Here is a 25,735-nt window from a genome sequence, read left to right as displayed (position 1 = left end):
CCCCCTCAACCAGTTGAGGAGGAACGTCGGAATATTCGTCGTCCTAGAGAACGCACAGTTGGCGCTGCGAGTCCAGCAGCAGGTACGGTAACATCAGAAGGATTAGGGTCAAACATGAACAATGTGATCGGTATGCCAGGAGCGTTAAACGGAATTTCTGAGGTCGTGGTTATGGAACCTCGTACCTTTGAAGAAATGCCTGCGGCGATTAGATCGCTCAAAGAAAGAAAGTCTGTTGTTCTTAATCTGACGATGATGGACCCAGACCAAGCCCAAAGAGCGGTAGACTTCGTAGCTGGAGGAACCTACGCCCTTGACGGTCATCAAGAACGAATTGGCGAAAGCATTTTCCTGTTTACTCCCAGTTGCGTTCAGGTGAGAACTCAGTCCGGTATAATGAACGAAATGCCCGGTCAAAGTCGCACTCGTATTCCCTCACCGATGGCTTCGATGTGGCAATCTGAAAAAGTGCAACAAGCTGTACAGTAGCCTGAGCAATTCCAAAGTCAGAGATCAGAAATCAGACGTTACGGTGGCGATGCGTAAAGCCCCCGTTTTCAAACGGGGGATAAAAGCGAGGGCAGCCCATTTTATTTGGCAGTGAGTGTTAGCCGTGATGCGGATCATTCTACGTTTTCATGCTACTATAGAAAACCATGAAAACACTAAAGTTTAAGTTTTACCAACACAAACGAAATAGATATCTCAAGCGAACTGTTAATGTTGCAGGGGTTATCTATAATCACTGTATCGCTTTGCATAGGCGATATTATCGAATGTTTGGCAAACACTTAAACTGTGCAAAGCTTCAGTCTCACCGCCGCGAAACTCAGAAAACGAAATAAATTCTGGAAACTGGTAGGCTCTCAATCTGTTCAAGACATTTGTCAGCGCATTGAAAAAGCCTACCAATTATTTTTTAAATACAACAAAAAAGGAGTTAGACCGCCCAATTTCAAAAAGGTCAAAAAGTACAAGTCATTTACGCTAAAACAGGCGGGTTACAAATTCCTTGGTGGAAATAGAGTCAAAATTGGAAACAAGGTCTATCAATTCTGGAACTCACAGCCTATCGAGGGAAAAATCAAAACTGTAACGGTCAAAAGAACCCCTTTGGGCGAGTTGTTTTTAATTATTGTCGTTGATAATGGCAGTAAACCCTCAGCCAAATCCGAGACGGGTAAAATCGCTGGTGCGGAATGCACCCCCGCTTTCCTCTCGGATTTCAAATCCGAGAGGGTCGGGGGATTTGATTTCGGGCTGAAAACGTTTTTAACTTGTTCAGAAGGATTCTCTGTTCAGTCACCGCAGTTCCTCAAGCAAGCCCTTACCGATGTTAAGAAAGCTTCTCGAAACTTATCTAAGAAGCGCAAATGGTCTAACAATTGGGAGAAAGCGAGGAAAGACTTGGTTAGACAGTGCGAAAAAGTTGTCAACCGTCGCCGTGATTGGTTTTGGAAGTTAGTTCACCAACTCACCAGTCAGTTTGATGTTCTGTGTTTCGAGACTCTAAACCTTAAAGGGATGCAAAAACTTTGGGGAAGAAAAATAGGTGACTTAGCTTTTGGTGAATTTATTGAAATTCTTGAATGGGTTGCCACCAAGAAAGGTAAATTAATCGTATTTATCGACCAGTGGTATCCATCTTCAAAAACTTGTTTTCACTGCGGTCATGTCTTGGAAAAACTGGAATTATCAACCAGAGAATGGCGTTGTCCGTCCTGTTCAAATATTAATGGACGGGATGAAAATGCCGCTCTAAATATAAAAAGAGTTGGGGCATCAACTCTTGGATTAGACGGTGTAAGACTGGCTCCGCCTGCAACTGTTGCTTGAATCCAGAATCCCCCGTTTGAAAACGGGGGAGTATGTCAAAATGCTGATGGCTGACTCTGACACTTTCAAATTTCACTAATGACAGTATTCAAATTTGGTTTAATTGGCGGTGGAGTGATGGGAGAAGCGCTCCTATCTCGTTTAATTGCTCAAAAGATTTACCTGCCTTCAGATGTGATTGTTAGCGAACCCCAAGCGCAACGTAGAGAGGTTCTTCAGCAACAGTACGGGGTTGAGGTTACGGGTGATAATTGCAAGGCAGCACAGGTAACAGAGGTGTTGCTGTTGGCGGTTAAACCCCAAATTTTAGATACCATTATTTCAGATTTAGCGGCTCTCAGTTTAGGAGATTCTACAGATCCTCAATCTGAGATGATGATTATTTCGATTCTAGCGGGTGTACCTTTGAGTAAGTTAGAGTCAGCTTTTCTTCATCGTCCTGTGGTTCGGGTGATGCCGAATACTCCAGCAACGGTCGGGGCGGGTATTAGTGCAATTGCAGCAGGTCAAGCCGTTAAACCTGATCACCTCAAACTGGCTCAACAAATTTTAGCGGCCGTGGGTGAAGTTGTGGAAGTGCCAGAATATCTGATGGATGCGGTAACAGGTTTATCGGGGTCTGGGCCTGCTTATGTTGCCTTGATGGTTGAGGCTTTGAGCGATGGAGGGGTGGCAGCAGGACTTCCCCGAGCGATTGCTTCTAAACTGGCTTTACAGACGGTTCTGGGTACCGCAGAGTTGCTTCAAAAAACAGGTATGCACCCGGCTGAGTTAAAAGATCGTGTGACCAGTCCAGGCGGAACGACGATAGCAGGGGTGGGGACACTTGAACAAGCGGCTTTTCGTTCAGCGTTGATAGAAGCAGTGAAAGCGGCTTGTCAGCGTTCAAAAGAGTTAGGGAGTTAGGGAGATGGGGATGGGTAACGGATGAGTTATCGGTGGGTTTTTTGGGTTAATGATGAATGGAAACGGATGGGTTATCGGTTGGGAGGTGGGGAGATGGGGAGATGGGGAGATCTTGCCTTTTGACTTCTGCCTTGTATAGCATTATTTTTTTGATTTCATATCCTGATGGTCTGGGTCATATTATTGCTTTAAAAACAGATTAATGACCAAGAAATTAACAGAATATAATTTCACGTTTATTGATTTATTTGCAGGAATTGGAGGAATTCGTCTTCCTTTTGAGGAGTTGGGGGGAAAATGTGTGTTTTCTTCTGAATGGGATGAAGCCGCCCAAGAGACTTATGAAGCGAATTTTGGTGAACGTCCTCTTGGAGATATTACCACAATTGATCCGGGTTCTATTCCTCACCATGATATTTTATTGGCGGGGTTTCCCTGTCAAGCGTTTAGTATTATTGGCAAAATGGAAGGGTTTAATGAAGCCAGAGGAACGTTATTTTATAATATTGAGATGATTTTGAAAGCTAAACAACCTCAAGCGTTTTTATTGGAAAATGTTAAACAGCTTAAAACTCACGACAAAGGAAAGACGTTTAAAGTGATTACAGAACATCTGCAAAATTTGGGCTATCATCTCTATACAGAAGTTCTCAATGCACTAGATTTTGGCTTACCGCAAAAGCGAGAAAGAACTTATATTGTTGGGTTTTTAGAAAATATTCATTTTTCTTTTCCCAAACCTATCCAAAAAAGAGTGAGTTTATCAGAGATTTTAGAACCTGATGAACAAGTGGATAAAAGTTTATTTGCTTCTGAGTTTATCCAAAAAAAGAGAATACAAAGATTGAAAGTTAAACCCTTTTATCCTTCAATTTGGCATGAAAATAAATCGGGAAATATTTCTGTACTTCCCTATTCCTGCGCCCTGAGAAGTGGGGCTTCTTATAGCTATCTTCTTGTCAATGGAGTTCGTCGCTTATCTTCGCGGGAACTTTTGCGTTTGCAGGGTTTTCCAGAACAGTTTAAAATCGTTGTATCTCACGCAGAAATCAGAAAACAAACGGGTAATAGTGTTCCGGTTCCTGTTGTTCGGGCGATCGCAAAACAGATGCTAAACGCTCTAGAAGACAAAAAACCTGCTTTAGAAAAACCTGAGCAGTTATCCATTAATTTTGCAAGCTTTAATAAAGGAGTAATAATAGAAATGTCAGTCAGTTTAAATGAAGCTAAAGATGCTTTGGACAATATTATAAATAAAGCTAGAGTTCATTTTTATAAACCAATTCAAGTTGCTGAAATCCTTTATCATCATCGAGTCTTTGATGACTTGACTCTCTCTAATCTCAATACCTATAGGAAATCTTCAAAAAAATGGAGAGATATTATCTGTAAACGTTTTTTAGGAAGGATTACCACTTCTAGTTCACGCTATCAAGATAATTTATTCGAGCAAAATGCAACTCCGCCTGAAGTTTTGATGGTTCTTGGAGAAGAAAATAAAAGCAAATTAGGTATTGTTGAAGCTTATATCTATCGTAAATTTATAGAAAGATATTCACAAATGACTTCTGGGCTTGCTTATTGTATGAAGTCAGACATTGAAAACTTTAAACTCACTGAATTTATTGGACAATTTCAGAATAATCCTGGATTAAAGAGAAGTATAGATAAAATTTATGAAATTGTTGTTTATGCTCTTTTTAAAGTTCTTATAGAAGAACTCAATGTAACAGTTAAAGTACAACTTGATTTTAATAAGCTAGACCTACTAAAAGAATTTGAAGATTTTACACAAAAAGTTCTCTCAATTAATAGTCAAAATCCTTCTTTCACTGCTAGTGCCAAGTTTTATCGAGTAGGAGTTACTAATGCTGCTGATCGAGGTTTAGATATGTGGGCAAATTATGGCTCTGCTGTACAAATTAAATATCTTTCACTCAATGAGGGCCTTGCTGAAGGTATAGTTTCTAATATTACAGCAGATCGGATAGTGATTGTTTGCAGAGATTCTGAAGAAAGAACTATTGTGTCATTACTCAATCAAATAGGATGGAAATCTAGAATACAATCTATTATTACTCAATCTCATTTAGAAGCTTGGTATGAGAAAGCACTACGGGGTAGTTTTCGGAATATTTTAGGAGCGAGACTCATTGAAATTTTGATTGAAGAAATTAAATATGAGTTTCCTTCAAGTGAGAGCAATGATTTAGTAAGTTTTATGGAAGAACGGGAATATACTTTATTAAGTGACCCATTTTGGTCAGTGTAAACTATTTATTTTTGTAAGTTATCACGGTAAGTTAGATTAACGTTGAAAACTCAGTTTATCAATATTAAATTTCAGTGATGAGTTAGGTTTTCCCCAACCCATCCTACGATTAATTGATTATAATTTATTGGGCTTCTGTTGATAGAGTTTCACCAATGCGGGGTTCTGTTCCTTTTAGTAACCGTTCAATATTCCCTCGATGACGCAAAATCACATAAATTCCCCCAACAATTCCAAAAATTTGATAAGGTAAAGGTTGATGGGTAATCACCATTAAACTCGCAATTCCGACCGCCCCCGCAATTGAACTGAGAGAAACAATCCGAGAAATCGCGAGAAATAACGCAAAAATTCCCAACGTTGCTAAACCCAATTTCCAATCAAAAGCCAATAAAATCCCTAAACTGGTGGCGACTGCTTTCCCACCTTTAAAGGCAATCCAAACGGGTTTTGTATGACCTAAAAGAGCCATCAAACCTGCTGCTGTTGTCATCCAATACAATAACGTATTAATATCTGTAATATTAGCAGAAGCGGCAATTTTAGGGGTAATTTCCCACGAATAAATCCAGAAAACAAATGCGATCGCCAAAACGCCTTTGAGGATGTCAACCAACAAAACTAATAACGCAGGTGACTTTCCACAACTTCTTAAAACATTCGTCGCACCCGTAGAACCCGAACCCACTTCTCGCAGATCAATTCCATAGAACCCCCTGGCGATCAGATAGCCTGTCGGAATTGAACCCAACAAATAACCCGTCACTAATAGTCCGAAATTTAATCCGATCCACTCAAGCATCTTTCTCTACCCAATGCGCCATACTCGCTTTTTATCCTATAGCGCTACGCGCTAGGGAATAGGGAACAGGGAACAGGGAACAGTAGACGGTGAAGGGGTTTTAGGATTTAGAAATGTTCTAAGAACAGTCACCAATTATTAGAGTTTTGACACTCCCACGCCGTAAACGGCGGGGATTCTTGGTTCAGCGAGTCCACTTAATACAAATAGGGCGACCTATCTATACCAGAGATGGACTCTCCTCAAGCGTTTTGCTCCATTTCATCAGCCTGTTTGGGTATGCCCTACCCTACAGTTCAAAACCTAAAATCTTGGTTTCTCTGTACTTGTTGCGTTGCGCGCTAATAAGCGTACAAGCTTTCCTATACGGAACCCCATAACTTCAGTGCGTCAAGGTGCGCTGCCTTTTCGGCGACTGGGTTTTTAGTGTGGTTGATTACCCTTTCCACAAAAGAAAGTTTAGCATAAAGCCGTCAATCACGGACGGGGCTTGTATCCCAATTTTTTCGGTCAGTGATCAGTTTTTCCCCGACTTCTGACTATTACCTATTGCCTGTTAAAATTCACGGTAAAGAGGTTGCTGTTGTTGTTGAGATTGGGGTTCAGGAGCAAAAGCCAACCAGAGAGGATATTGCAGCAAAGACAAACTAATTTTTTCCTCGCTGTCATCCACCACAATAAACGGCAATTTTCCATCTTGAACGAGTCGATCAGCTTTAATAGCGACAATATTGGCATCTTCAAACAACGCCACACCCCGTTCAGGGCTAAAATCGCGCCGTTCAAGCCCTAGACAGTCCTGAAAGCCTCGCCGCCACTCTCCTAACCGTTCGGGGCTATTTGCTAGAATTAACGTGCGTAGACGGCGATCATAGAGCGTTCGGAGAACAGACGTAATCGCCGAAGCAATTAAAATATTTTGTAACCGACTTCCCATCGTGCGTAATGCACCCCGTCCCCCTTGATTAAAAAACCAGGTTGAAACCCGTTTAGCGTGGATCGGTTCAAACGTGCGTCGCAACTGCCAGGGCGGGCCATAATAATCGGGTAAGGTGCGATATTGATCGAGAAGGCGACGAATTTGTTGGGATTCTTCCTGAAATCCTTGTTGACCAAACTGAGGCGTAGAACTAACTTCCGGTTCGTTGTCTCGTTGAGAAGGAAAAGGGCGATCGCTTTCGATCAGAGGTTCTGGAGACTCAGGGATCAGTTCTAACTGTTCTGCGGTACTGACTAAATCCTGCAAACTCCCGACGAGATAATCTTTGAACCCCTGAACCCGAATGGCTAAGTCTTGAGAAACTCCAGCAAAACTGGTTCGCATTTCTTGACGAATACGTTCTCGACGACGTTCGAGTTTTTCGACTTCAATTTGCAGCGCTTGTCGGCGTTGTTCAAGTTGGCTTAACGTTTCTGAGACGACATTCTGCATCGTTTCGGTTAAAGCCATCTGTTGTTGCTTCATTTTGGCTGATTCGGCTTGTAAACCAGCGATTTCCTGTCTCAGTTGCTGAATTTGGTCTTTTAGATTGGTCGCCGTTTGCAGATCATCGGTTGTAACTTGTGTCGGCGTAAAGAGTTCGTCCGATGCAGAGTTTTCGTCTGGTTCGGATACATCTTGCGATCGCTCGCGGGGCTCTTGATTTTGAGGTTCGTCTAAATTCATGGAATCAACAGAGGTTCAATTCGGGTCAGACGAGTTTGACATTAACATACACTAACTGAAGCCAGGGATGTACAAACGCGATTTGACATGGGCGAGTTTGTTTCTATTATGCTCAAGATTATGCCTAACCACAATCAAACTGATCAAAAATTTCCCATTCCAGAGTTGATTTTATCAATAGGATGGGAGATTGACTCAATAGATTTACAACTTACACCGAAGGGATAAGCCTGAATTCAGTTGGGAGTCACGATTGTTTAACGCTCGCGGGTTTTGAGGTTTCCACAATTGGCTTCTAAACAAGCTTTCAGCGTCTTTGGATCAAAAATAATCGGCAGAAAGTGAATACTGTTGACCTCTTTGAAGTAAAACAAAATCGGTACACCGGGCCAGAAAATTTCCCAGTTGATCCAATCTGCATAGGGAAAATGTCGAAGTAATTTACCGGAACGGGAGACATCAAGTGCAGTCTCGGTAAACTGGATGCGAATGGTTGCAGTCTGTATGAGTAGAAACAGTCCCAGTAAGGCAATTACGAATCCTAGCACTTTCTGCACCAAGATTAACGGAATTCCAGTTAATAGGAGTACAGCCGGGATGATAAAACTGGGTGTCAGTTCCACCTTTGAGGGAACAGTGGTCTTTGATGGTGTTGTTGTCATTATTTCGGTTCCTGTGCATCCAGTGTGAGTGATGTCAACAAATGTTACCAAATTATGGGTAAAACGAGACACCATCAGAAGTTAGACGTTTTTTCCGATTTTCCCAACTCCTGACTATAGGACAGAATTTCCAATCCCGTGAAACATTGACCAAGAGAGGAAAAAGTCGAGGATAAAGATAGAAAGCAAACACGTAACAACAGCAGTTGTGGTTGATTGTCCAACACCTTTGGCACCACCCGTCGTCGTCAGTCCCCAATTGGTACTAATGACTGCTATCGTTCCCCCAAAAATCAAAGCTTTGATTTCGCCACTGACTAAATCCCAAAGGGTGAGAAAATTCTGCACAGACTCTAAAAACATATTTGGAGGAATGTTATATAGACTACTAGAAATTAATAAGCCACCTGCTAAACCTGTCATTAGACAAATAATATTCAGTAAAGGCAACATTAAACAACAGGCGATCACGCGGGGGATCACTAAATAATCAACGGGATCAGTTTTTAATACATAAAGTGCATCAATTTGTTCCGTGACTTGCATCGTGCCAATTTCCGCCGCAAATGCTGAACCGACTCGTCCGGTGATAATGACCGCAGTTAAAACTGGACTTAATTCACGTGCTAGAGAAAGAGCAAGAACACCCCCCGCTAAATTCCCGGCTCCTAATGTGATAAACTCACGAGAAACTTGAATTGTAAACACCATTCCGACAAAACCTGCGGTGATTAAGGCAATTAGCAACGACTCTGGCCCCACGGCTGCCATTTGTTCTAAGGTGTTTCGACGATAAATTTTACCTTGTAATAGATGAACAATAACCTGTCCGCCTAAAAATAAAGCAGCAACGAAGCGGCGCGTCCAAATTCCGAGACTTGAATTAATTTGCATCTGACTTAAGAAAATCCTCACCTGAAAATGACAAAGAAACATAACAACTATGTACAAATCTTAACCAAGATTTTTGAAGATTAATTTAAGTTTTCTGACAGAGTGGAACGAAACGAGAAATTACCATTATCGTAGAAGTTAATAGTCTAGATTCTCTGAACCCTCTGATTGAGGGAAAGCGAATTCAATTCTCAATTCTCCTAACTATGGGCATTTTTCCTGATTTTCTCCGCTCTATCCTACTGACGATGGTTCTCAGCTTTATTACTCCTATTCTAGTGATCAGTTTTGGATTAGCTGGCTCTGTAATCATCGCTTGTCTTCCCTTTCTCAAAACAATCGGTCAATTTTCCTGCCAACAAATTTTACAATTTCTGGCAACTTTTGGCAGTGGACACCCCTTTCAAGGGAGTATGATCATTGCCATCACTTGTAGTCTAGTTGGTGCTTTATTTGATACTTATGCCTCCTATCAAAGTCCTCGTAGTCAATAAAATCACGCAGTCAAATGTTACGCATTGTACAGAGCCTCCCGATGGAGGCTTTCGCTTGGTTTGACAGAAAATATAAACAATTATTAATCCATTTCCTCTATTTAGATTTTAATCTGATCAAGTTTAAGTTGTAATTTTCACCAAGCTTTTATCATTATTTCAGGAACAATCATGTTAAACTAGAGCCACAGAAAAGTATTCCTGAACGCAATCGAGTTAAACACAATCAATGGCTGATATTGTTGATATTGCAGTGGGTGCAGGCTCATTTAACACTCTTGTACAAGCGGTTCAAGCCGCAGGTTTAGTTGATACCCTCAAAAGTCCTGGCCCCTTTACCGTTTTTGCTCCCAATGATGATGCTTTTGCGAAACTTCCTCCCGGAACGATACAAACGTTAGTCCAAAATATACCTCAATTAGCTCGCATTTTGACCTATCATGTTGTTTCGGGTAAACTTATGAAAGCGGATTTAGAACAACTTCAAACCCTCACTTCTATTGAAGGTTCTCCTCTTCCCCTGATATTTACTGAAGGATTTGAAGTCAAAAATGCCAGCGTTGTTGCGCCTGATATTGAAGCGGATAACGGTGTGATTCATGTGATTGATACCGTACTTTTGATGGGTTAAAGTTTTAATAAATTTAGGGGTTCTATCAAGTCCAGAATAGCTAGACCCATAATATAGGTTTTTTTGGAGTGAACTTCTGGGCATTCCGATCTGAGGGATCTATTCAAAACTCTCCAAAGATTATAAGAAAAGCTTGGTTTTTATGAAGAAAACAGAGTAGCTTATCCTGGAAAATTTTGCAACTTCCTAAAAACACGTAGACATTAACTTATCTTATTCCGTTCAGGGAGTATACCATGACTTTCAAAATTATCAGCTTAGATGGCGGCGGCATTCGTGGAGTTTTATCTGCCACAATTCTCAAGCAGATAGAGACGACACTGACAGAAAAGAAAGGACAGAAATTACATGAATATTTTGACTTGGTTTCTGGCACATCTACCGGATCAATTCTGGCTGCGGCGATAGCCTGTCAGATGGACATTAATAAGATGATTAATCTCTACAAGGATGAAGGAAAAGATATCTTCTTAGACTCAGTACGTCAACAGCGACAATGGCGGAAAGTAAGTCAAGCGGTGGGAAGTCATGTGTTGTATCCGCATGAACAGGGAGAGCGGGGTTTAGCTAAAGTTTTGGAAAACAATTTGGAACACCCAGAATTGGGTAAATCTGCGAAGATTAGCCAGATTACTAAACCCCATATTTTGATTCCTGCTTATGACGTTCATTCGCGAAACACAACCTGGTTTAGCAATAGTGACGCTAGTGCATGGTACTCTAACCTTGAACTCTGGAAAATCTGCACAGCTTCGGCATCCGCCCCTACGTTTTTTCCCCCTTATGAACTCCCCTATAATGAAGACCAAAGTTTGCCCCATATTGATGGTGGGGTATCGGCTAATAACCCCGCGTTAATGGCGGTCGCCCATGCGTTGTGTATTGAAAAACAGAACGGATTAAACTTGAGCGATATTGCTGTCCTTTCCATTGGAACTGGCAATACAACTAAGGCATTCAAATATGAAGAAATTAAAAAGTGGGGACAGTTGGGCTGGGCTGAAAAGATATCCGATATGTTCATGAGTCCTGCTGCCCAAAATTCTGAAGCTGTCTGCTATCAAATCCTGGAAAGTGCAGGGCGAGATTATTTGCGTTTGGATTTCGATTTAAACGAGCGATTGGAAGGAGAAGCACAGCCCGGTCGTCTGCGTCCGACGATAGCCAAGCCAAAGAAGCCCTATAACAAATACATTGCTGCCCTGAAAAACGAGTATAAAGAAGTCAACGAAGAAATCGACAATCCTGACAATTGTCCAGACCTGATAAAAGCGGCTGAATGCTATCTTGACTGCGGCAAAGTCTATTATAAGAATCCAACGGTTCCAGTTCCAGTTCGAGAGGCAATTGAACAGTTTATCGAATCAAATTAAGGATTCACGAGAATGCTTCGGGTCAGCACTTCGTAAAAGAACATTGGTGTCAATCAAAAATGACCAAAACCAATGGGATACAAGCCCCGTCCTAGAAGGACGGCTTTTCTTAACCACATTGTCAACTTTGCAGACCGATGAAAGCAAGATATAAATACAGAGGTGCGACTCGTTGGCTAGAAACCAGACCAACTTGGTTTTAGGGGGATTAGCCGCAAGGTATATAACCTTGACAACTGAATGACCATGTAGGTGAGAGTTAGTACCCTAGAACACTAAAATCCTACCCCGCAGGTGCAGCGGTGAAAGCACTTCCCCAGGTTCGAGACTAGCCATCAACGCCTGAAGCGGGAAGTAACGGTGGCTCTACTGAAAGCCTAATTTGGTATCCATCAAGCAAAGCGCTCATGAGTAAAGCAACAGCTTGAAGTCACGTTACAGTCGTCGTTATGATCAACCAGCGAAAAGGCTAAATACGCTGGAGCCAAAAGGCACAGGATAGGGAGTTAGCAAGATTCTGTTTGACTAACAAGCACTTCCCATAAACCCGGCGAAAAGTGACACTCTAAAAGCGCATAGTATGGTCATTTCGGAACGAAGTAACCTCTCGTCTGTTCTCAGAAGGTCGAATATCTGAGTAGGTGCTAACCGTATGCAACGAGTAGGAGAGATTGAGTCAGAAGCGAAAGCTCTGGGTAATACCAGAGATATGCCAACGGACTCACGATGATTTGGAAGATAAAGTCTCAAGTAGTGAGTACAAATGTCTAAAACGAGTTTAAAGACTACGGTGGAATGGAACCAAGTGAACTGGCGAAAGCTAGAACGCAAAGTATACAAGCTCCAAAAGAGAATTTATCGAGCCTCTCAACGTGGCGATGTAAAAGCAGTACGCAAACTCCAAAAGACGTTGATGAAATCTTGGTCAGCAAGAGCATTAGCGCTCAGGCGGGTCACACAAGACAATCAAGGTAAGAAGACAGCAGGTGTGGATGGCGTAAAATCGCTGACCCCAAAGCAACGTCTCTCTTTGGTTGTCAATCTCAAATTAAGCTCAAAAGTCGCTCCAACTAGGCGAGTATGGATTCCCAAGCCTGGGACGGAGGAGAAGCGACCACTGGGTATCCCGACAATGAATGACCGAGCCTTGCAAGCACTTGTCAAGCTGGCATTAGAGCCAGAATGGGAAGCGCGATTTGAACCTAACTCATACGGGTTCAGACCGGGACGCTCGTGCCATGATGCGATTGAAGCAATATTCCTTTCAATTAAGCAAAAGCCAAAATATGTGCTAGATGCTGACATTGCTAAATGCTTTGACCGTATTGACCATGAAACACTGATCAGAAAACTTAATACATTCCCCACCATACGCCGACAAGTTCGTGCATGGTTAAAAGCGGGGGTAATGGATGGTAAGCAGTTGTTTCCAACATCTGAGGGAACACCACAAGGCGGAGTCATATCTCCACTTTTGGCAAATATTGCCCTCCACGGGATGGAAGAACGGATTAAACAATACGCTGAAACAATGGCTGGAAGGAAACAAGCCAACCGCCAAAACCTCAGCGTAATTCGTTATGCCGATGACTTCGTAATTATCCACGAAGACATAACTGTAGTCCAAAGATGTAAGGAGATTATCTCCGAATGGTTACAAGGCATGGGTTTGGAACTTAAGCCCTCCAAAACGAGACTTGCTCACACCCTTAATCAGTATGAGCAAGAAAAGCCAGGATTCGATTTCTTAGGCTTCACGATACAACAATTTCCAGTAGGAAAGTATCACTCGAAACAAGGTTTTAAGACAATCATCACCCCAAGTAAGCAGAAGCAAAAGGTACATTACGACCAAATCGCTAGTGTAATTGAAACCCATAAGGCAGCACCGCAAGCGGCGCTAATCAGCCGATTAAACCCAATCATTCGAGGGTGGGCTAACTACTACGCCACTGTAGTAAGTAAGGTGGCTTACACAGACATCGATAACCTCACATACCAAAAGTTAAGAGCTTGGGCAAAACGCCGTCACCCAAAAAAAAGCGGGAAATGGGGAGCAAATAAATATTGGCAATCCATAAACGGCAATAACTGGGTATTCGCAACCAGGAATGGAAAAACAATCATTCGGTTACTCAATCATGCCGATACTTCAATCATGCGTCATGTGAAAGTTAAAGGCGAATCGTCTCCATACGACGGCAACCTGGTTTACTGGAGTTCAAGAATGGGCAAAAACCCGGAAATGCCGACAAGAGTTGCAAAGCTATTGAAGGTTCAAAAGGGTAAATGCGCTCACTGTGGATTGCACTTCCGAGAAGAAGATGTAATAGAAGTAGACCACATTATTCCTAAGTCAAAAGGCGGAAAGGATGAGTACAAAAATCTGCAACTATTACACAGACATTGCCACGATAAAAAGACTGTTAATGATGGTAGTTTAAGAGGTACTCGTGACAAGAGCCAAGTCATTGAGGAGCCGGATGAGGTGAAAGTCTCACGTCCGGTTCTGAAGACGAGTCAGAGGGGTGACTCTCTGGCTTAGTTTAATTCTACCCAACGCCAGAGCAACAGATTAAGCTATCAAAGCTATTTGGTTGCTGTCGAGTGGTGTGGAATGATGCCCTTGGGTGCGATTCGTTTAGCCTAAAATAAGCTGAAAAGCTTATGGGACGGTTAGCCTAGCTACTCAGGTAGTTAGAGACAACTGATTACATTTATGGGTGAACCGCCGTGCGGTAAGTCCTATCCCTCAAGTGCTGAGGTGAAAGCATAACCCCTAGTTTGAATGGGTAGCAACCAACAGATTAAAGCGGGGTTAAAAGGTAGAAATACTGGAAGCCTAATCTGGTAACTATCGAGCAAGAAATTCATGTGTAGCGAAAGCGAAGATGTGCCATAAACCATCGTCATCGTTAATAGTGTAAAGGCTTAATCAAAAATAAATCCGATGAAAATACGGTAAAAATTGATTAACACTAAGCCAAAAGGCAAGGATAGGGCATAAGCAATTAGAGGGTTGACTTATAAGCACCGCCCAATAAACCCGGTGGAGAGCATCGCACTAAAGATTTCAAACAAATGTGTAATCGGAACGAAGTAACCCCTATATATCTCTGGTCAGGTCGATAACCAGTAAGTAGCTAACGAATGATATGTAGGGAAAGGATGGTATCAAAAGCGAATGCCTTGTTGTAATGACAAGGATATGCTGACAGATACTCGGTAATTCCCAAGAAATAGAACAAGTAGCAATGAACATATCTAAAACGCTGAATAAAAATCAGACGGTGGAGTGGAAAGACCTCAACTGGCGCAAGTTAGAAAAGGTAACTTTTAAGTTGCAACATCGCATATTTCAAGCGAGTGAACGAGACGATGTTAAAGCAGTTCGCAAACTTCAGAAGACCCTGATTAATTCCTGGTCAGCAAAATGTATAGCTGTGCGTCGGGTAACGCAAGATAATCAAGGAAAAAATACGGCAGGTGTGGACGGAATTAAATCTCTAACCCCGAAGCAACGTATAAACCTTGTAGGACGATTAAAGTTAACAGGTAAAGTAAAACCTACTCGTAGAGTAAATATTCCCAAACCTGGCTCAACAGAAACCCGTCCATTAGGAATACCCACAATCAACGACCGTGCATTACAAGCGTTAGTAAAACTAGCGTTAGAACCTGAATGGGAGGCGAAATTCGAGCCAAACAGTTATGGTTTTAGACCAGGACGTTCCTGCCACGATGCAATTGAAGCAATATTTAAAAATATTCACAAGTCCAAATATGTACTTGATGCTGATATTACTAAATGCTTTGACTGCATAGACCATAAAGCGTTACTCTCAAAAATACACACATACCCCACCTTAAGTCGATTGATAAAAAGATGGCTCAAAGCAGGGTACTGTGACGGAAAAGAACTCTTTCCTATTAATGAAGGTACACCACAAGGCGGAGTGATTTCACCCTTACTGGCGAATATTGCCTTACATGGTATGGAAGAAAGAGTCAAGCAATACGCAAAAACTCTAAAGGGGAATAAACTGCACAATCGTAGCGCCCTAAGTCTAATCCGATACGCTGATGACTTTGTAATAATCCATGAGGATGTAAACGTAGTCAAAAAATGTCAAGAGATAATCGCCGATTGGTTAAGTGACATGGGATTAGAATTAAAACCCAGTAAAACAAAATTAACCCACACTCTTAATAAAATTGATGGAAAAGTCGGGTTTGAGTTTTTAGGATTCCATATTCAACAACACAAAGTAGGTAACTACCGATGTGAAAAAAATACTCACGGAACACCGCTAGGTTTTAATACATTAATCACACCCTCAAAAACCAAAATCAAGACTCATCTTGTGAAAATAGCTGAAATAATAGATTCCCATAAGACCGCCCCTCAAGCTGCCCTAATTAGCAAGCTGAATCCACTGATCAGAGGGTGGTCAAACTATTATTCAACAGTATGTAGTAAAGAAACCTTTATTGACACTCCCGCCGCTAAATCGAAGATTATAACGGGGGATTCTTCCTTCACTCAGCGAACTTAGAGTATTGATTTTCATCAATACAAAAGAGGCTCATCTGTCCGGAAGCGTTTATCCAGTATTCCTGGAATGTTCCCGTATGCCCTACGGTACGCAGTCCTAACTTGAGGATGTTTTTTGCCGCGTTTTCATCTCTATCTAACACCGTTCCGCACTTACATTTGTGAGTACGAGTGCTGAGAGATTTTTTAACAGTTGCGCCGCAATTAGAACAATTTTGGCTAGTGTAGTGAGGAGGTACGGCAACTGTTACCGTACCAAATACTTTCCCAAAATACTCCAACCAAGCTCTGAACATTGTCCAGCTAGCATCTGATATTGACTTAGCTAGATTGTGATTTTTAACCATCGGCTCGCACCTTCAAGTCCTCATAGGCTACCAAGTCGTTAGACCGGACTACGCACAATGCAGTTTTAACCGCAAAGTCTTTACGCTGCCTACTTACCTTGAGGTGCTTCCTCGCAAGCCTTTGTTTAGCTTTTTTGTAGTTGTGGGACTGAGGTTGACCTTTCTTGAACTTTCGAGAGACTCGTTTCTGCAAACGCTTAAGAACCTTTTCAGACCTTCTTAGATATTTAGGATTGTTTACCTTGCTACCATCAGAGTTTGTGTAGAAAGCAGAAATACCCACGTCAATCCCTACAGTTTTACCTGTTGGTTGTCTATCCTCAGTCCGGTCGTAGTCGATACAGAACTGAGCATAAAATCCATCAGCTCGACGTACTACCCGCGCCTCGCTTGATTTGCTCAAGTTGATAGTAGTTTAAATCACGACTACCGTAGAGTTTAAACTCACCGGCTTTGAATCCGTCAGTGAAGGTTATTCTGTCTCGATTCTCAGATAGTTTCCAGCCTGTGACTTTGTACTCAACAGAACCGTGGTTAGGTCTATTTTTCTTGTACCTGGGGTATCCCTTTTTTCCTGGTATTTGCTTTTTGCAGTTATCAAAAAATCGAGAGATTGCAGCCCAAGCACGCTCCGCCATTGCTTGACGAGCTTGTGAGTTGAGTTTATTAGTCCAGGGGAAGTCCTTGTTCTTGGCTAGTCGAGTGACATATTTGTATAAGTCATTGCGGCTTTTGGCGTTGCCGTCTTCCCAGATACGAAGACAAGAATTGCGGACAAACAAACCAGTACGAATGGCTTCATTTAACCTTTCGTACTGATGTTTATCGCCCTTTAACTTGGCTTCGTAGACTAGCATTTATCACCGAGTTCTTATGATAAAATTATATCATAGCTTTCTCATTGGCAATTCATCTCACCGCTAAATCAAAGATTATAGCAGGAGCCTTCTTGCTCAATCAAGGTAAGGTTGACCATCTAATCTACAACAAGTTAAGAGCTTGGGCAAAAATCAGAGGGAAAGGGCGCATCAATAAAGACAAATACTGGAGAACAGTAGGGAACAAAAATTGGTGTTTTAGTACAGAAGATGGATTAGAATTATTCACCCATAGCAGTACGCCCATCGTAAGGCATACAAAGGTTAAAGGTGAAGCTAGTCCGTTTAATGGAGACTGGACTTACTGGAGTAAACGACGAGGTAAATATCCTAAAACCCCTAAAAGGGTTTCTAGATTAATCAAGAAACAAAAGGGTATTTGTCCTCACTGTGGTCTGTATTTTACAAGTACAGACAGTGTAGAAGTTGACCATATCCAACCAACATCATTAGGAGGTAAAGACATCTATGATAATTTACAACTTCTTCACAAACATTGTCACGACACAAAAACGGCTAATGATGGTTCTTTAATCAAGAATCATGACAAAAACCCGTTCTGAATCGTATCCATAACAAGGATGGAATTATCAAGGAGCCGTGTGAGGTGAAAGTCTCACGCACGGTTCTGAAGGAGAGGTAGGAGTGGTAACGCTCCTATCGACTCTAACCTCACTGCATTGAATTGTACAAATCTGGACAGAAAAAACCAAGCAATGCTCAACTTCAGAAACAGTTCATCACTCAAGCGAAGAAAACAGTAGAACGGGAGTGGCTCAAAGAGGTTTCTAATATTCCGTTACAGCAATCTTTGAACGATTTAGAACAGGCTTACAAAAACTTTTTCAAGTCGTGTAATCGGAAAGGAAGAAAAGCTAGATCTCCTAAATTTAAAAAACGAAACGCCAAGCAGTCAGCCAGATTTCGAGTGGGTGGTTTCAAACTAGATGGAAGCAAAACTCGGTACAAATCGGATTTTAAATCCGATTTTGCACAGCCGAGCGCGTTCCGCGTATCTTTAGCTAAAATTGGAAACTTAAAAATAGTTTGGTCAAGACCTCTAACTTCTGAACCTTCATCTTTCGGCGGCAGGAGACCCACGCCATAAAGAATGTTGGCGTTGGGAGGAATGCCGCACAGAGATTTCTGGTACAATACAAGTGGTCACTGACCCACCCGAGACAATGGATTCAGACAGCCATGAGCGTGCGCGCGTCCAGTTACACCTGGCGGCGCAGACAAATTGGTAGACTCAGGAATTGATGACGGGGCAATGGCATAAACATCCCTTGAATCAACAGTTAAAAAGAAATTCAGCTTGGATTTCGACACATATCTAACCGCAGGACTTGCGGGGATAGTCTGTGGAGCGACTTTAAGACCTGAAGGGAATAACTCTCGGAGGGCAGGTGCGCTCGCCCCGCTCGGGAAGAAGCAGAAACCCAAATAGCGATGTTTGGGAATCCCACGCCATAAAGAATGTTGGCGTTGGGAGGATGTCAACAGTTACCGTGATCAAGGATGCAGCCAACCGTTATTTTCTTAGCTTTGTTATTGAGAGCAATCAACAATTGCTACCCTCATCGCCGGATAGTGTAGGAATAGATTTAGGAATTAAGACGTTTGCAGTTCTAAGTTCAGGAGAAAAAGTAGATGCTCCCAAACCCCTGAAAAAGCGGATTAAACGACTACAGAAACTTAGTCGAAACTTATCTCGAAAAATTAGAGGTTCTAATCGATACGAACGGGCGAGAGTTAGAAAAGCTAAACTCTATGCTCGAATGAAAGACACCCGCAAAGACTTCCTACACAAATTTTCAACCCGAATAATCAACGAAAATCAAGTGATTGTTTTAGAAGACTTAAACGTGTCAGGAATGGTTAAAAACCGCAAACTATCTAAAGCGATTAGTGATTTAGGGTGGAGACAGTTTAGGACTTTTCTTGAAGGTAAAGCCGAAAAATATGGTCGAGATTTTCGAGTAATTAGTCGATGGTAACCTACAACTCAAATGTGTTCTTGTTGCGGCTTTAGAGGTGGAAAACTCAATCTTTCTGTTCGTGAATGGACTTGTCTGAACTGCGAAACCACTCACGATAGAGACGGCGCTGCTATTAATATTTTGGTCGCCGTCGGGCTTTCGGAGACTTTAAACGGACGTGGAGGAACGTGTAAGACTTCGGCTATTGAAGCAACATCCAGTGAAACGTCAACCCGCCTAGAGAACTCTGTGCAATTGTCAATATTTGATATTTTGCAATAGTTTTCTGCTAGGAATCCTCTTCCTTTAGGGAGAGGAGGATGTCAAATTAACCTCGTTCTCCGTAAATGCTTTCCCGACTAATCGCTTCATCCGATAAAGAGGGACTGTTGCCTGGGTGACTTTCGGCCCATTCTCGAAATGCTTTCGCTCTTTCTTCTGGAGTAGTAAAAGGACGCTGATTTTCTTTTGAGAGTTCATTCTGGTTTGCTTGTAATTTTTCCTCCAACAGCGCCCGTTATTCTGGTGTCAGAGATTGAACAATTTGAGCTAAAGATTCAACTAATTTAACGTTCATAAATGCCTCCAGGAATTATCGTCTTTACTCCCCATGATAATATAAAAACTCAAAAACCCGGTTTCTCTGAGAAACCGGGTTTTTTGAATCAAACAGGATTTAAATGATCTAACGATAGTTCGGAGTTTGGATATTTCTTAAACGGGCTTCGGGACGTTTAAAGCGATCTAATTGTGCTTCAAAAAACTCGCGATTGGCTTGTAAATGTCGAGGGTTGGGATCATCTAAAGGATACAACAACGCCGTTCGCAGCGCTTGAATTACCGCAGAGGTTACACAATACATTGAACGTTGAAAAGTATTGGCTAGCTGAATCAACATATCCTCCTCACCCCGACAATGTTGTTGGTAATATTCAACCAAATAGGGCGGTAAGAAATGAAACATATCTTGCATCAATAATGTTGGCGGAATTCCCGCAGTTCCAACCGGAAAAACATCAGCATAAAGAATCCCATAATGAAAGTCTTTTTGATCTTGGGGAACTTCTTGGGCTTGGGCGTTGTAAGACTTCGTACCTCGAAAGGGTGCCGTGCGATAAAACACCGCTTCTACATAAGGAAGTGCGGCTTCATATAACCACATAAATCCTTTTGATTTAGGGATAATTTCGTAGCATTCCCCATCAATATAAACATGATGATAAATGGGTCGTCCCGCAATGGCAAAAATTCCATTGACAATAAAGTTCATTGCTTCAGGAACATTGGTAATTTTTCCCTCATCATACAAGTCGCTCATTTCAAAGAAAACCGGTGCCATAACTTCCCAGAATAGCCCCAAATTGCTGTAATAAGAAAGCTGACGAACTTGTTCGAGAAACAGATCCGGAAATAGCTTATACAAGCCTAACATCACTGGATTGTTTTTAAAGTAAGCTTTAATGGCGCGATCAGCATTGGCTTTGTATTCATCGGTATCAAGATAGGGATCAAATTTACCACCCATTTCTCGATGCCAAAACATCGCCCGCATACAAGCTTCTGCAAACTCCATATTAATTCGATCATGCCACAAATGATGCAATAATTTAGGGATTTTTGACGTTTCCCCTTTTTCAATAAAAGCTAATAATTCTGGGTGTACCGTTGCTTCTCCTCGCCAGATTCTTAAGTCTGCATCATCTCCTGCATAATGATTGTGCAAGTCTAAATACTCTTGGGGGAGGAAGTATTTAAAAAAGGGTAAAGGGTCTAAAAATACCCGTTCAGCGATGTACAATAAATCTCGCCAATAAAAATCCATTGGCACCGCATAGGCTTTATAAATCCCGATAATTTGCATTAAATTCTCAGGAGTATCGGGAAGCATCGCCCCTCCCGCTTCTAGACGATGAATAATCTCAGAAAATTCGTGAGTCGAAGGGGGTAATTTTGTCGATTTAGTTTGAGTTTGCATTTCAGTTGTGAGAGTTATAAGGCGTTCAAAACTTTGGCGTGAAAAATGGAGAGTTAAAACAGTTAAAAGTTAAGGTTGTAAGTGAATTGAAACTTGAGTCGGAGTTTGATTTTTTAAGGTAATAACCATTGCTTCAACGGTCGGTTCACTCCAACGTAACAACCAACTTGGTTGCACCCCTAAAAACAAAATTAAAGCCGCTAAAACAAGAGCAGGAGCCTGTTCAGACAACTTAACTTTGGGATAATAAGCTAACTCATTATTCAGCTTACCAAAACAGGTACGATTGAGCAGAATCACAAAATAAACAGCCGTTAACCCCGAAGCAATAATACAGATTAAACATTGAATTGGGAAAACAGAAAATGTGCCTTGAAAAACCAAAAATTCAGCCACAAAACCGACTAATCCGGGAATTCCTGCACTCGCCATTCCCGACATAATTAACAATGCACTAACCAGAGGTAAACCCCGAATCGGATTCATTAAACCGTTGAGAACTTGTAAGTCACGAGTTCCGACTTTGGCTTCCACCACACCCACAAGATGAAACAAGATTGCGAGTATTAAACCATGAGCAACCATCTGAGAAATAGCCCCAATTAAACTAATGGAAGTTCCGGCTGCTGCTGCTACGATGATATAGCCCATGTGACCAATTGAGCTATAAGCAACCATTCGTTTAATGTCTTGTTGAGAAATAGCGGTTAACGCTCCATACATGACACTAAAAACGCCAATAATTGATAATCCAGGTGCGATTAATTCCCAGGTTTCAGGAAACAATTGTAAGCCAAAGCGAATTAAACCGTAAGTCCCTAATTTGGCTAAGATTCCTCCTAATAAAATAGTCACTGGAGCGGAAGATTCAACGTAAGCATCGGGGAGCCAAGTATGTAGGGGAACTAAAGGAATTTTGATGCCAAATCCAATGAGTAAAACCGTTAATAGAATCAGTTGATTGGTTTGAGATAGGCTTTGAGTGTTGATAGCATTGTAATCAAAATTTATTGAACCACTTAACCAAGTTATTCCCAAAAATCCAGCTAAGATTAGGATTCCTGATAATGCTGTATAAATCAAGAATTTAGTTGCAGCATAACCCCGTTTTTCACTTCCCCAAATGGCAATTAAGAGATAAAGGGGAATCAATTCTAACTCGTAAAACAGAACAAATAGTAACAAGTTCTGTGCCAAAAATGCGCCTGCAATTCCCGCATTCACCAACAGGATTAGGGAATAATACAGGCGTGGGCGTTCGAGTTCGGGGCGAGTGCTAGCGATCGCAATAATCGTTAAAACGGCATTCAAGCCCATCAAGGGTAACGATAAACCATCCACTCCTAAACTGTAGGATAAACCCAATTGGGGAATCCAATCAAGATATTCAGAAAATTGAAAGTTGGGGTCAGTTAAGTCAAAATCTGTGGCAAGTTTTAGGGTAAAACCTAAAATGGAAATCACGATAATTAAAGCGACAGAACGAACTTGACGACTGATTAACTTTCCGGGTAATAAGCTAACCACAATTGCCCCAAAAACAGGAATTAAAATGAATAAACTGAGCATAGATAATTGATAAAAGACTGTGTATCTGGTTTAGAAAAAGATGGGTTTTTGTCACACTAATTTAAGCTGACTCAGAACAATTGATTAAGCAACTAAATCGATTTGGCCTGTCTCTAGATTATAGTATGCGCCAACTATTTTCAGATTTCCTTCTTGAACTAATTTTGTGATAACGGGAGAATTTTTCAATTTTTCAATTTGTAGTTTTACATTCGCTTTTACTGCTGCTTCTAAGCTTTGATTGGGTTGAATTGCGGGCTTAATCGCATCGATAATACTGCCAATATTACCCGGAACAGCGTTGCCATCAATTGTCGCTTTAACTGCTCCACAGTTTTGATGTCCGATGACCATTAAAACTTTTGCTCCTAAAACTAAAGTCCCAAATTCTAAGCTACCAATTTCTTCAGGAGTTGCAATGTTTCCAGCATCTCGAACGACAAAAATATCACCCAATCCCTGATCAAAAACAATCTCAACAGGAACTCGTGAATCTGCACAACTAAGAACCGCAGCAAAAGGATTTTGTCCTTGAGCAACTTCTGTAAGTCGAACTGTACTTTGATTCGGGTTTTTACGTTTGTTCGTCACAAAACGTTGATTCCCATCCATTAATTTTTGCAACGCTTCATCAGGAGTCATGTCTTTATTTGTAACAGTAGATTTCGGTTGTTCTGAATCACAACCAACTCCTGCTACTAAAGTTGCTGTTCCTAATGCAACCACACCAAACTTTAATAATTTACGACGAGAAAAATCGTTAAATTGATAGGTAGTTTTCATTTTTTTGAATTCTCAAATTTTTTGATTCCCGATGATTAAACCCAAGTTTTATCCTCTCTAAAAAAGATTAAAGGCGAGGAGTCCTAAGATAACCGAAATTCCCACAACAATAGTCAGGGCATAAAATTGAGTTTGTCCCGTAACGTTATACCGCAAACTCTGCCCACTGAAAAGAGTAACAAAACCGACTAAATTCACAACACCATCTACTAGATAGCGGTCAACCCAAGACATCACCTTAGAAACCGAAGCCACAAGCGCAATAATGGTCAAACGATAAAGTTTTGCCGTGTAAAAATCGTAAGCAAAAAAGTCTTGAACTGCTTTTGAACCCAATTGAATAGGTTTTTGCCAATTCTCATTGACATAAATCAAACAACCCAGTCCACAACCCGCCAAAGTTGACAACAGCAATATACCCGAAACTGTTTTATTAATCGTGTCAAATCCGGGTAATAAATCCCAGGTTGCTAACAACAAAGGAACGTGCAAACACAATCCCGCCAACAACGTCATCGGCAGAACCAAAGCCCAAAGACCTTCGGGAGATCTGACCGTCATTTGTTTGGGTTTTCCGGCAAAAATCAAGCCAAATTCTCGGGTCAAACTAAACGCCGTTAACCCATTAACAATCAACACCGTCCAAGCCACAGCCGGCTGTGTAGTCCAGAGACTTTCAATTAATTGCTGTAGCGTCCAAAACCCCCCCAAAGGTGGCATCGCAATTAAAGCAAAAACCCCGACAATAAAACACAATCCCGAAATCGGACGACGTGACCACAAACCGCCATATTGAGTTAAATCTTGGGTAATATTATTGAGGATAATTCCCCCTGTACTCATCACCAACAACGCCATCGATAATGAGTAGGTCAATAACAACAGTAAAGCCGTTTCCGGGTGTCCGGTTCCCACCGCAACAAATGCTATCCCCATGTAGGAACTCACCGAGTAAGAAATCCCCCGTTTAATGTCAATTTGAGCCATCGCAATTAAACTGGTGCCGACTGCTGTTGCTAGCCCAACAAACACCGCCGTTGACATGACAGTTGGGGATAGGACTAAAACAGGTTCAAGCTTTACTAATACCCAAGCCCCAGATGCAACTACAACTGCATTCCGTAAAATCGTACTGGGAACGGGGCCTTCCATCGCTTCATCTAACCACAAATGCAAAGGGAATTGAGCGCATTTACCCATCGGTCCGGCTAACAAGGTTAAACCCAATAATGTGGCAACTTTGGGGTCAATATCAGCCGTTTGCGCCCATTGAGCCAATTCTGGAAAGTTCCAGGTTCCTGCCAAAGGATACAGCGCTACAACCCCCATTAATAAGAATAAATCCCCCACCCGTTTGGTGAGAAACGCATCTCTAGCGCCTGTGACAACCAACGACTGGTTAAACCAGAAACCGACTAGCAAATAGGTTCCAAGCGTCAAAATTTCGAGGATAATGTAGCTGTAAAATAGAGAATCGCACAGCACTAACGCCGAGAGTCCCGCTTCAAACAAGCCGAGAAGACAATAAAATCTCGCCCATCCCCAATCCATTTCCATGTAACCAATGGCGTAAATTTGGGCAAGTAAGTTTAACCCCGTAATCACTAATGTCGCCGCCAGGGTGACTACAGAAATATCTAAGGGAATGGAAAAATCCAACTCAGCAACTTGTAAGTAAGGAATAATCAGTTTTTGGGCGGGTTCACCCCAAACGGCGTTTAGGGCAAATAAGCCATGAAAAAAGGCAATTAAGGTCAACAAAATATTCAGATAACCGGATGGTCTTGGCCCGGTTTTACGGATGATTCCTGGCGACCAAGGAATTGATAATATTGCCCCAATTAAAGGATAAAGGGGTATCCACCAAATCGTTTTTACAAAAAATTCTGACATCAATGTTTCCTCAACGTCCTGGGGTATATCGTTAACTATTGAGTAAATGAGCAAATTCGCTACACGAAACAAGAGTGTTGAGTCCATCAACCTCTAAAGTTCTATGCGTTTGTCCGTTTGGGGACTGGAAAGACTTGATCTGTACTGGATTAAGCGAGTCGGTCAGAAAACTGACATAGACTTCTTAACAAGATATCACAGTTTGATATAGATTTTA

At 41.7% G+C, this 25,735-nt stretch carries 20 protein-coding genes and 3 pseudogenes; 13 read left to right on the top strand and 10 right to left on the bottom strand.

What is annotated here, in order from left to right; translation table 11 throughout:
* The 4 genes from L8106_RS27240 to L8106_RS33280 form a co-directional block, all read left to right on the top strand.
* Positions 1-489 (top strand): cell division protein SepF (locus L8106_RS27240; RefSeq protein WP_009787780.1); only part of this gene is annotated, 489 nt, incomplete at its 5' end.
* Positions 490-798: 309 nt separating this feature from the next.
* Positions 799-1,836, top strand: a complete 1,038-nt coding sequence (locus L8106_RS27235) for an RNA-guided endonuclease TnpB family protein (RefSeq protein ID WP_009787779.1) — start codon at positions 799-801, stop codon at positions 1,834-1,836.
* A gap of 78 nt (positions 1,837-1,914) precedes the next feature.
* Complete coding sequence (proC, locus tag L8106_RS27230) at positions 1,915-2,742, top strand: pyrroline-5-carboxylate reductase (protein WP_009787778.1); 828 nt, start codon at positions 1,915-1,917, stop codon at positions 2,740-2,742.
* 202 nt (positions 2,743-2,944) lie between these two features.
* Positions 2,945-5,014, top strand: a complete 2,070-nt coding sequence (locus L8106_RS33280) for a HaeII family restriction endonuclease (RefSeq protein ID WP_009787775.1) — start codon at positions 2,945-2,947, stop codon at positions 5,012-5,014.
* A 124-nt stretch (positions 5,015-5,138) separates the two neighbouring features.
* On the opposite strand, the gene plsY is transcribed toward L8106_RS33280, so the two are convergent.
* The 4 genes from plsY to L8106_RS27200 all read right to left on the bottom strand — a co-directional run bounded on the left by plsY (position 5,139) and on the right by L8106_RS27200 (position 9,038).
* On the bottom strand, positions 5,139-5,816 hold the full coding sequence (gene plsY / locus L8106_RS27215) for a glycerol-3-phosphate 1-O-acyltransferase PlsY (RefSeq protein ID WP_009787774.1): 678 nt from the start codon (positions 5,814-5,816) through the stop codon (positions 5,139-5,141).
* Positions 5,817-6,372: 556 nt separating this feature from the next.
* Complete coding sequence (locus L8106_RS27210; RefSeq protein ID WP_009787773.1) at positions 6,373-7,482, bottom strand: DUF3086 domain-containing protein; 1,110 nt, start codon at positions 7,480-7,482, stop codon at positions 6,373-6,375.
* Between the two features lie 257 nt (positions 7,483-7,739).
* Positions 7,740-8,144 (bottom strand): DUF3119 family protein, encoded by a 405-nt coding sequence (locus L8106_RS27205; RefSeq protein WP_050779194.1) that lies wholly within the window; start codon positions 8,142-8,144, stop codon positions 7,740-7,742.
* Between the two features lie 114 nt (positions 8,145-8,258).
* Positions 8,259-9,038, bottom strand: coding sequence for an MlaE family lipid ABC transporter permease subunit (locus tag L8106_RS27200; protein ID WP_009787770.1), 780 nt, complete (start codon positions 9,036-9,038; stop codon positions 8,259-8,261).
* A 206-nt stretch (positions 9,039-9,244) separates the two neighbouring features.
* On the opposite strand from L8106_RS27200, the gene L8106_RS27195 reads away from it, so the two are divergent.
* The 6 genes and pseudogenes from L8106_RS27195 to ltrA (L8106_RS27175) all read left to right on the top strand — a co-directional run.
* Entirely contained in the window at positions 9,245-9,532 is a 288-nt protein-coding gene (locus tag L8106_RS27195; RefSeq protein WP_009787769.1) for a hypothetical protein, read from the top strand.
* Positions 9,533-9,761: 229 nt separating this feature from the next.
* Positions 9,762-10,163: a fasciclin domain-containing protein gene (locus L8106_RS27190; RefSeq protein WP_009787768.1), complete on the top strand. Its 402-nt coding sequence runs from the start codon at positions 9,762-9,764 to the stop codon at positions 10,161-10,163.
* A 236-nt stretch (positions 10,164-10,399) separates the two neighbouring features.
* On the top strand, positions 10,400-11,536 hold the full coding sequence (locus tag L8106_RS27185; protein WP_009787767.1) for a patatin-like phospholipase family protein: 1,137 nt from the start codon (positions 10,400-10,402) through the stop codon (positions 11,534-11,536).
* Between the two features lie 763 nt (positions 11,537-12,299).
* Entirely contained in the window at positions 12,300-14,081 is a 1,782-nt protein-coding gene (gene ltrA, locus L8106_RS27180) for a group II intron reverse transcriptase/maturase (RefSeq protein WP_009787766.1), read from the top strand.
* A 17-nt stretch (positions 14,082-14,098) separates the two neighbouring features.
* A pseudogene (locus tag L8106_RS34370) lies at positions 14,099-14,191 on the top strand (helix-turn-helix domain-containing protein); the annotation flags it as partial.
* Between the two features lie 599 nt (positions 14,192-14,790).
* Positions 14,791-16,026, top strand: a pseudogene (gene ltrA / locus L8106_RS27175) (group II intron reverse transcriptase/maturase); the annotation flags it as partial.
* A gap of 49 nt (positions 16,027-16,075) precedes the next feature.
* Here the strand turns inward: ltrA (L8106_RS27175) and L8106_RS27170 are convergent.
* Positions 16,076-17,295: pseudogene (locus L8106_RS27170) on the bottom strand (RNA-guided endonuclease InsQ/TnpB family protein).
* A gap of 44 nt (positions 17,296-17,339) precedes the next feature.
* Here L8106_RS27170 and L8106_RS30080 point away from each other — a divergent pair.
* The 3 genes from L8106_RS30080 (at position 17,340) to L8106_RS32665 (ending at position 19,580) form a co-directional block, all read left to right on the top strand.
* Positions 17,340-17,879 (top strand): HNH endonuclease, encoded by a 540-nt coding sequence (locus L8106_RS30080; protein WP_009787761.1) that lies wholly within the window; start codon positions 17,340-17,342, stop codon positions 17,877-17,879.
* A gap of 846 nt (positions 17,880-18,725) precedes the next feature.
* Positions 18,726-19,316: an RNA-guided endonuclease TnpB family protein gene (locus L8106_RS32670; protein WP_232228587.1), complete on the top strand. Its 591-nt coding sequence runs from the start codon at positions 18,726-18,728 to the stop codon at positions 19,314-19,316.
* A gap of 12 nt (positions 19,317-19,328) precedes the next feature.
* Positions 19,329-19,580, top strand: coding sequence for a zinc ribbon domain-containing protein (locus tag L8106_RS32665; protein WP_071941455.1), 252 nt, complete (start codon positions 19,329-19,331; stop codon positions 19,578-19,580).
* A 46-nt stretch (positions 19,581-19,626) separates the two neighbouring features.
* On the opposite strand, the gene L8106_RS27150 is transcribed toward L8106_RS32665, so the two are convergent.
* The 5 genes from L8106_RS27150 to L8106_RS27130 form a co-directional block, all read right to left on the bottom strand.
* On the bottom strand, positions 19,627-19,806 hold the full coding sequence (locus L8106_RS27150) for a hypothetical protein (protein ID WP_009787758.1): 180 nt from the start codon (positions 19,804-19,806) through the stop codon (positions 19,627-19,629).
* 177 nt (positions 19,807-19,983) lie between these two features.
* On the bottom strand, positions 19,984-21,273 hold the full coding sequence (locus tag L8106_RS27145) for a CO2 hydration protein (RefSeq protein WP_009787756.1): 1,290 nt from the start codon (positions 21,271-21,273) through the stop codon (positions 19,984-19,986).
* Positions 21,274-21,342: 69 nt separating this feature from the next.
* Positions 21,343-22,842 carry an NADH-quinone oxidoreductase subunit M gene (locus tag L8106_RS27140; protein ID WP_009787755.1) on the bottom strand — a complete coding sequence of 500 codons (1,500 nt, stop codon included), beginning with the start codon at positions 22,840-22,842 and terminating at the stop codon, positions 21,343-21,345.
* An 84-nt stretch (positions 22,843-22,926) separates the two neighbouring features.
* On the bottom strand, positions 22,927-23,625 hold the full coding sequence (locus L8106_RS27135) for a carbonic anhydrase (protein ID WP_009787754.1): 699 nt from the start codon (positions 23,623-23,625) through the stop codon (positions 22,927-22,929).
* A gap of 57 nt (positions 23,626-23,682) precedes the next feature.
* Positions 23,683-25,518 (bottom strand): NAD(P)H-quinone oxidoreductase subunit F, encoded by a 1,836-nt coding sequence (locus L8106_RS27130; protein WP_009787753.1) that lies wholly within the window; start codon positions 25,516-25,518, stop codon positions 23,683-23,685.
* Between the last annotated feature and the right edge of the window lie 217 nt (positions 25,519-25,735).

This window comes from Lyngbya sp. PCC 8106, assembly GCF_000169095.1.
GTDB lineage: Bacteria > Cyanobacteriota > Cyanobacteriia > Cyanobacteriales > Microcoleaceae > Capilliphycus.
Note: the sequence above shows the minus strand (reverse complement) of the source record. Positions and strands in the feature narration are given on the sequence as shown.

What these genes read in the sequence shown, in the direction of transcription:
- proC (WP_009787778.1), top strand. Translation starts at nt 1,915, where the DNA reads ATGACAGTATTCAAATTTGGTTTAATTGGCGGTGGAGTGATGGGAGAA.
- L8106_RS33280 (WP_009787775.1), top strand. Translation starts at nt 2,945, where the DNA reads ATGACCAAGAAATTAACAGAATATAATTTCACGTTTATTGATTTATTT.
- plsY (WP_009787774.1), bottom strand. Translation starts at nt 5,816, where the DNA reads ATGCTTGAGTGGATCGGATTAAATTTCGGACTATTAGTGACGGGTTAT.
- L8106_RS27210 (WP_009787773.1), bottom strand. Translation starts at nt 7,482, where the DNA reads ATGAATTTAGACGAACCTCAAAATCAAGAGCCCCGCGAGCGATCGCAA.
- L8106_RS27205 (WP_050779194.1), bottom strand. Translation starts at nt 8,144, where the DNA reads ATGACAACAACACCATCAAAGACCACTGTTCCCTCAAAGGTGGAACTG.
- L8106_RS27200 (WP_009787770.1), bottom strand. Translation starts at nt 9,038, where the DNA reads ATGCAAATTAATTCAAGTCTCGGAATTTGGACGCGCCGCTTCGTTGCT.
- L8106_RS27195 (WP_009787769.1), top strand. Translation starts at nt 9,245, where the DNA reads ATGGGCATTTTTCCTGATTTTCTCCGCTCTATCCTACTGACGATGGTT.
- L8106_RS27190 (WP_009787768.1), top strand. Translation starts at nt 9,762, where the DNA reads ATGGCTGATATTGTTGATATTGCAGTGGGTGCAGGCTCATTTAACACT.
- L8106_RS27185 (WP_009787767.1), top strand. Translation starts at nt 10,400, where the DNA reads ATGACTTTCAAAATTATCAGCTTAGATGGCGGCGGCATTCGTGGAGTT.
- ltrA (WP_009787766.1), top strand. Translation starts at nt 12,300, where the DNA reads ATGTCTAAAACGAGTTTAAAGACTACGGTGGAATGGAACCAAGTGAAC.
- L8106_RS32665 (WP_071941455.1), top strand. Translation starts at nt 19,329, where the DNA reads ATGTGTTCTTGTTGCGGCTTTAGAGGTGGAAAACTCAATCTTTCTGTT.
- L8106_RS27145 (WP_009787756.1), bottom strand. Translation starts at nt 21,273, where the DNA reads ATGCAAACTCAAACTAAATCGACAAAATTACCCCCTTCGACTCACGAA.
- L8106_RS27140 (WP_009787755.1), bottom strand. Translation starts at nt 22,842, where the DNA reads ATGCTCAGTTTATTCATTTTAATTCCTGTTTTTGGGGCAATTGTGGTT.
- L8106_RS27135 (WP_009787754.1), bottom strand. Translation starts at nt 23,625, where the DNA reads ATGAAAACTACCTATCAATTTAACGATTTTTCTCGTCGTAAATTATTA.
- L8106_RS27130 (WP_009787753.1), bottom strand. Translation starts at nt 25,518, where the DNA reads ATGTCAGAATTTTTTGTAAAAACGATTTGGTGGATACCCCTTTATCCT.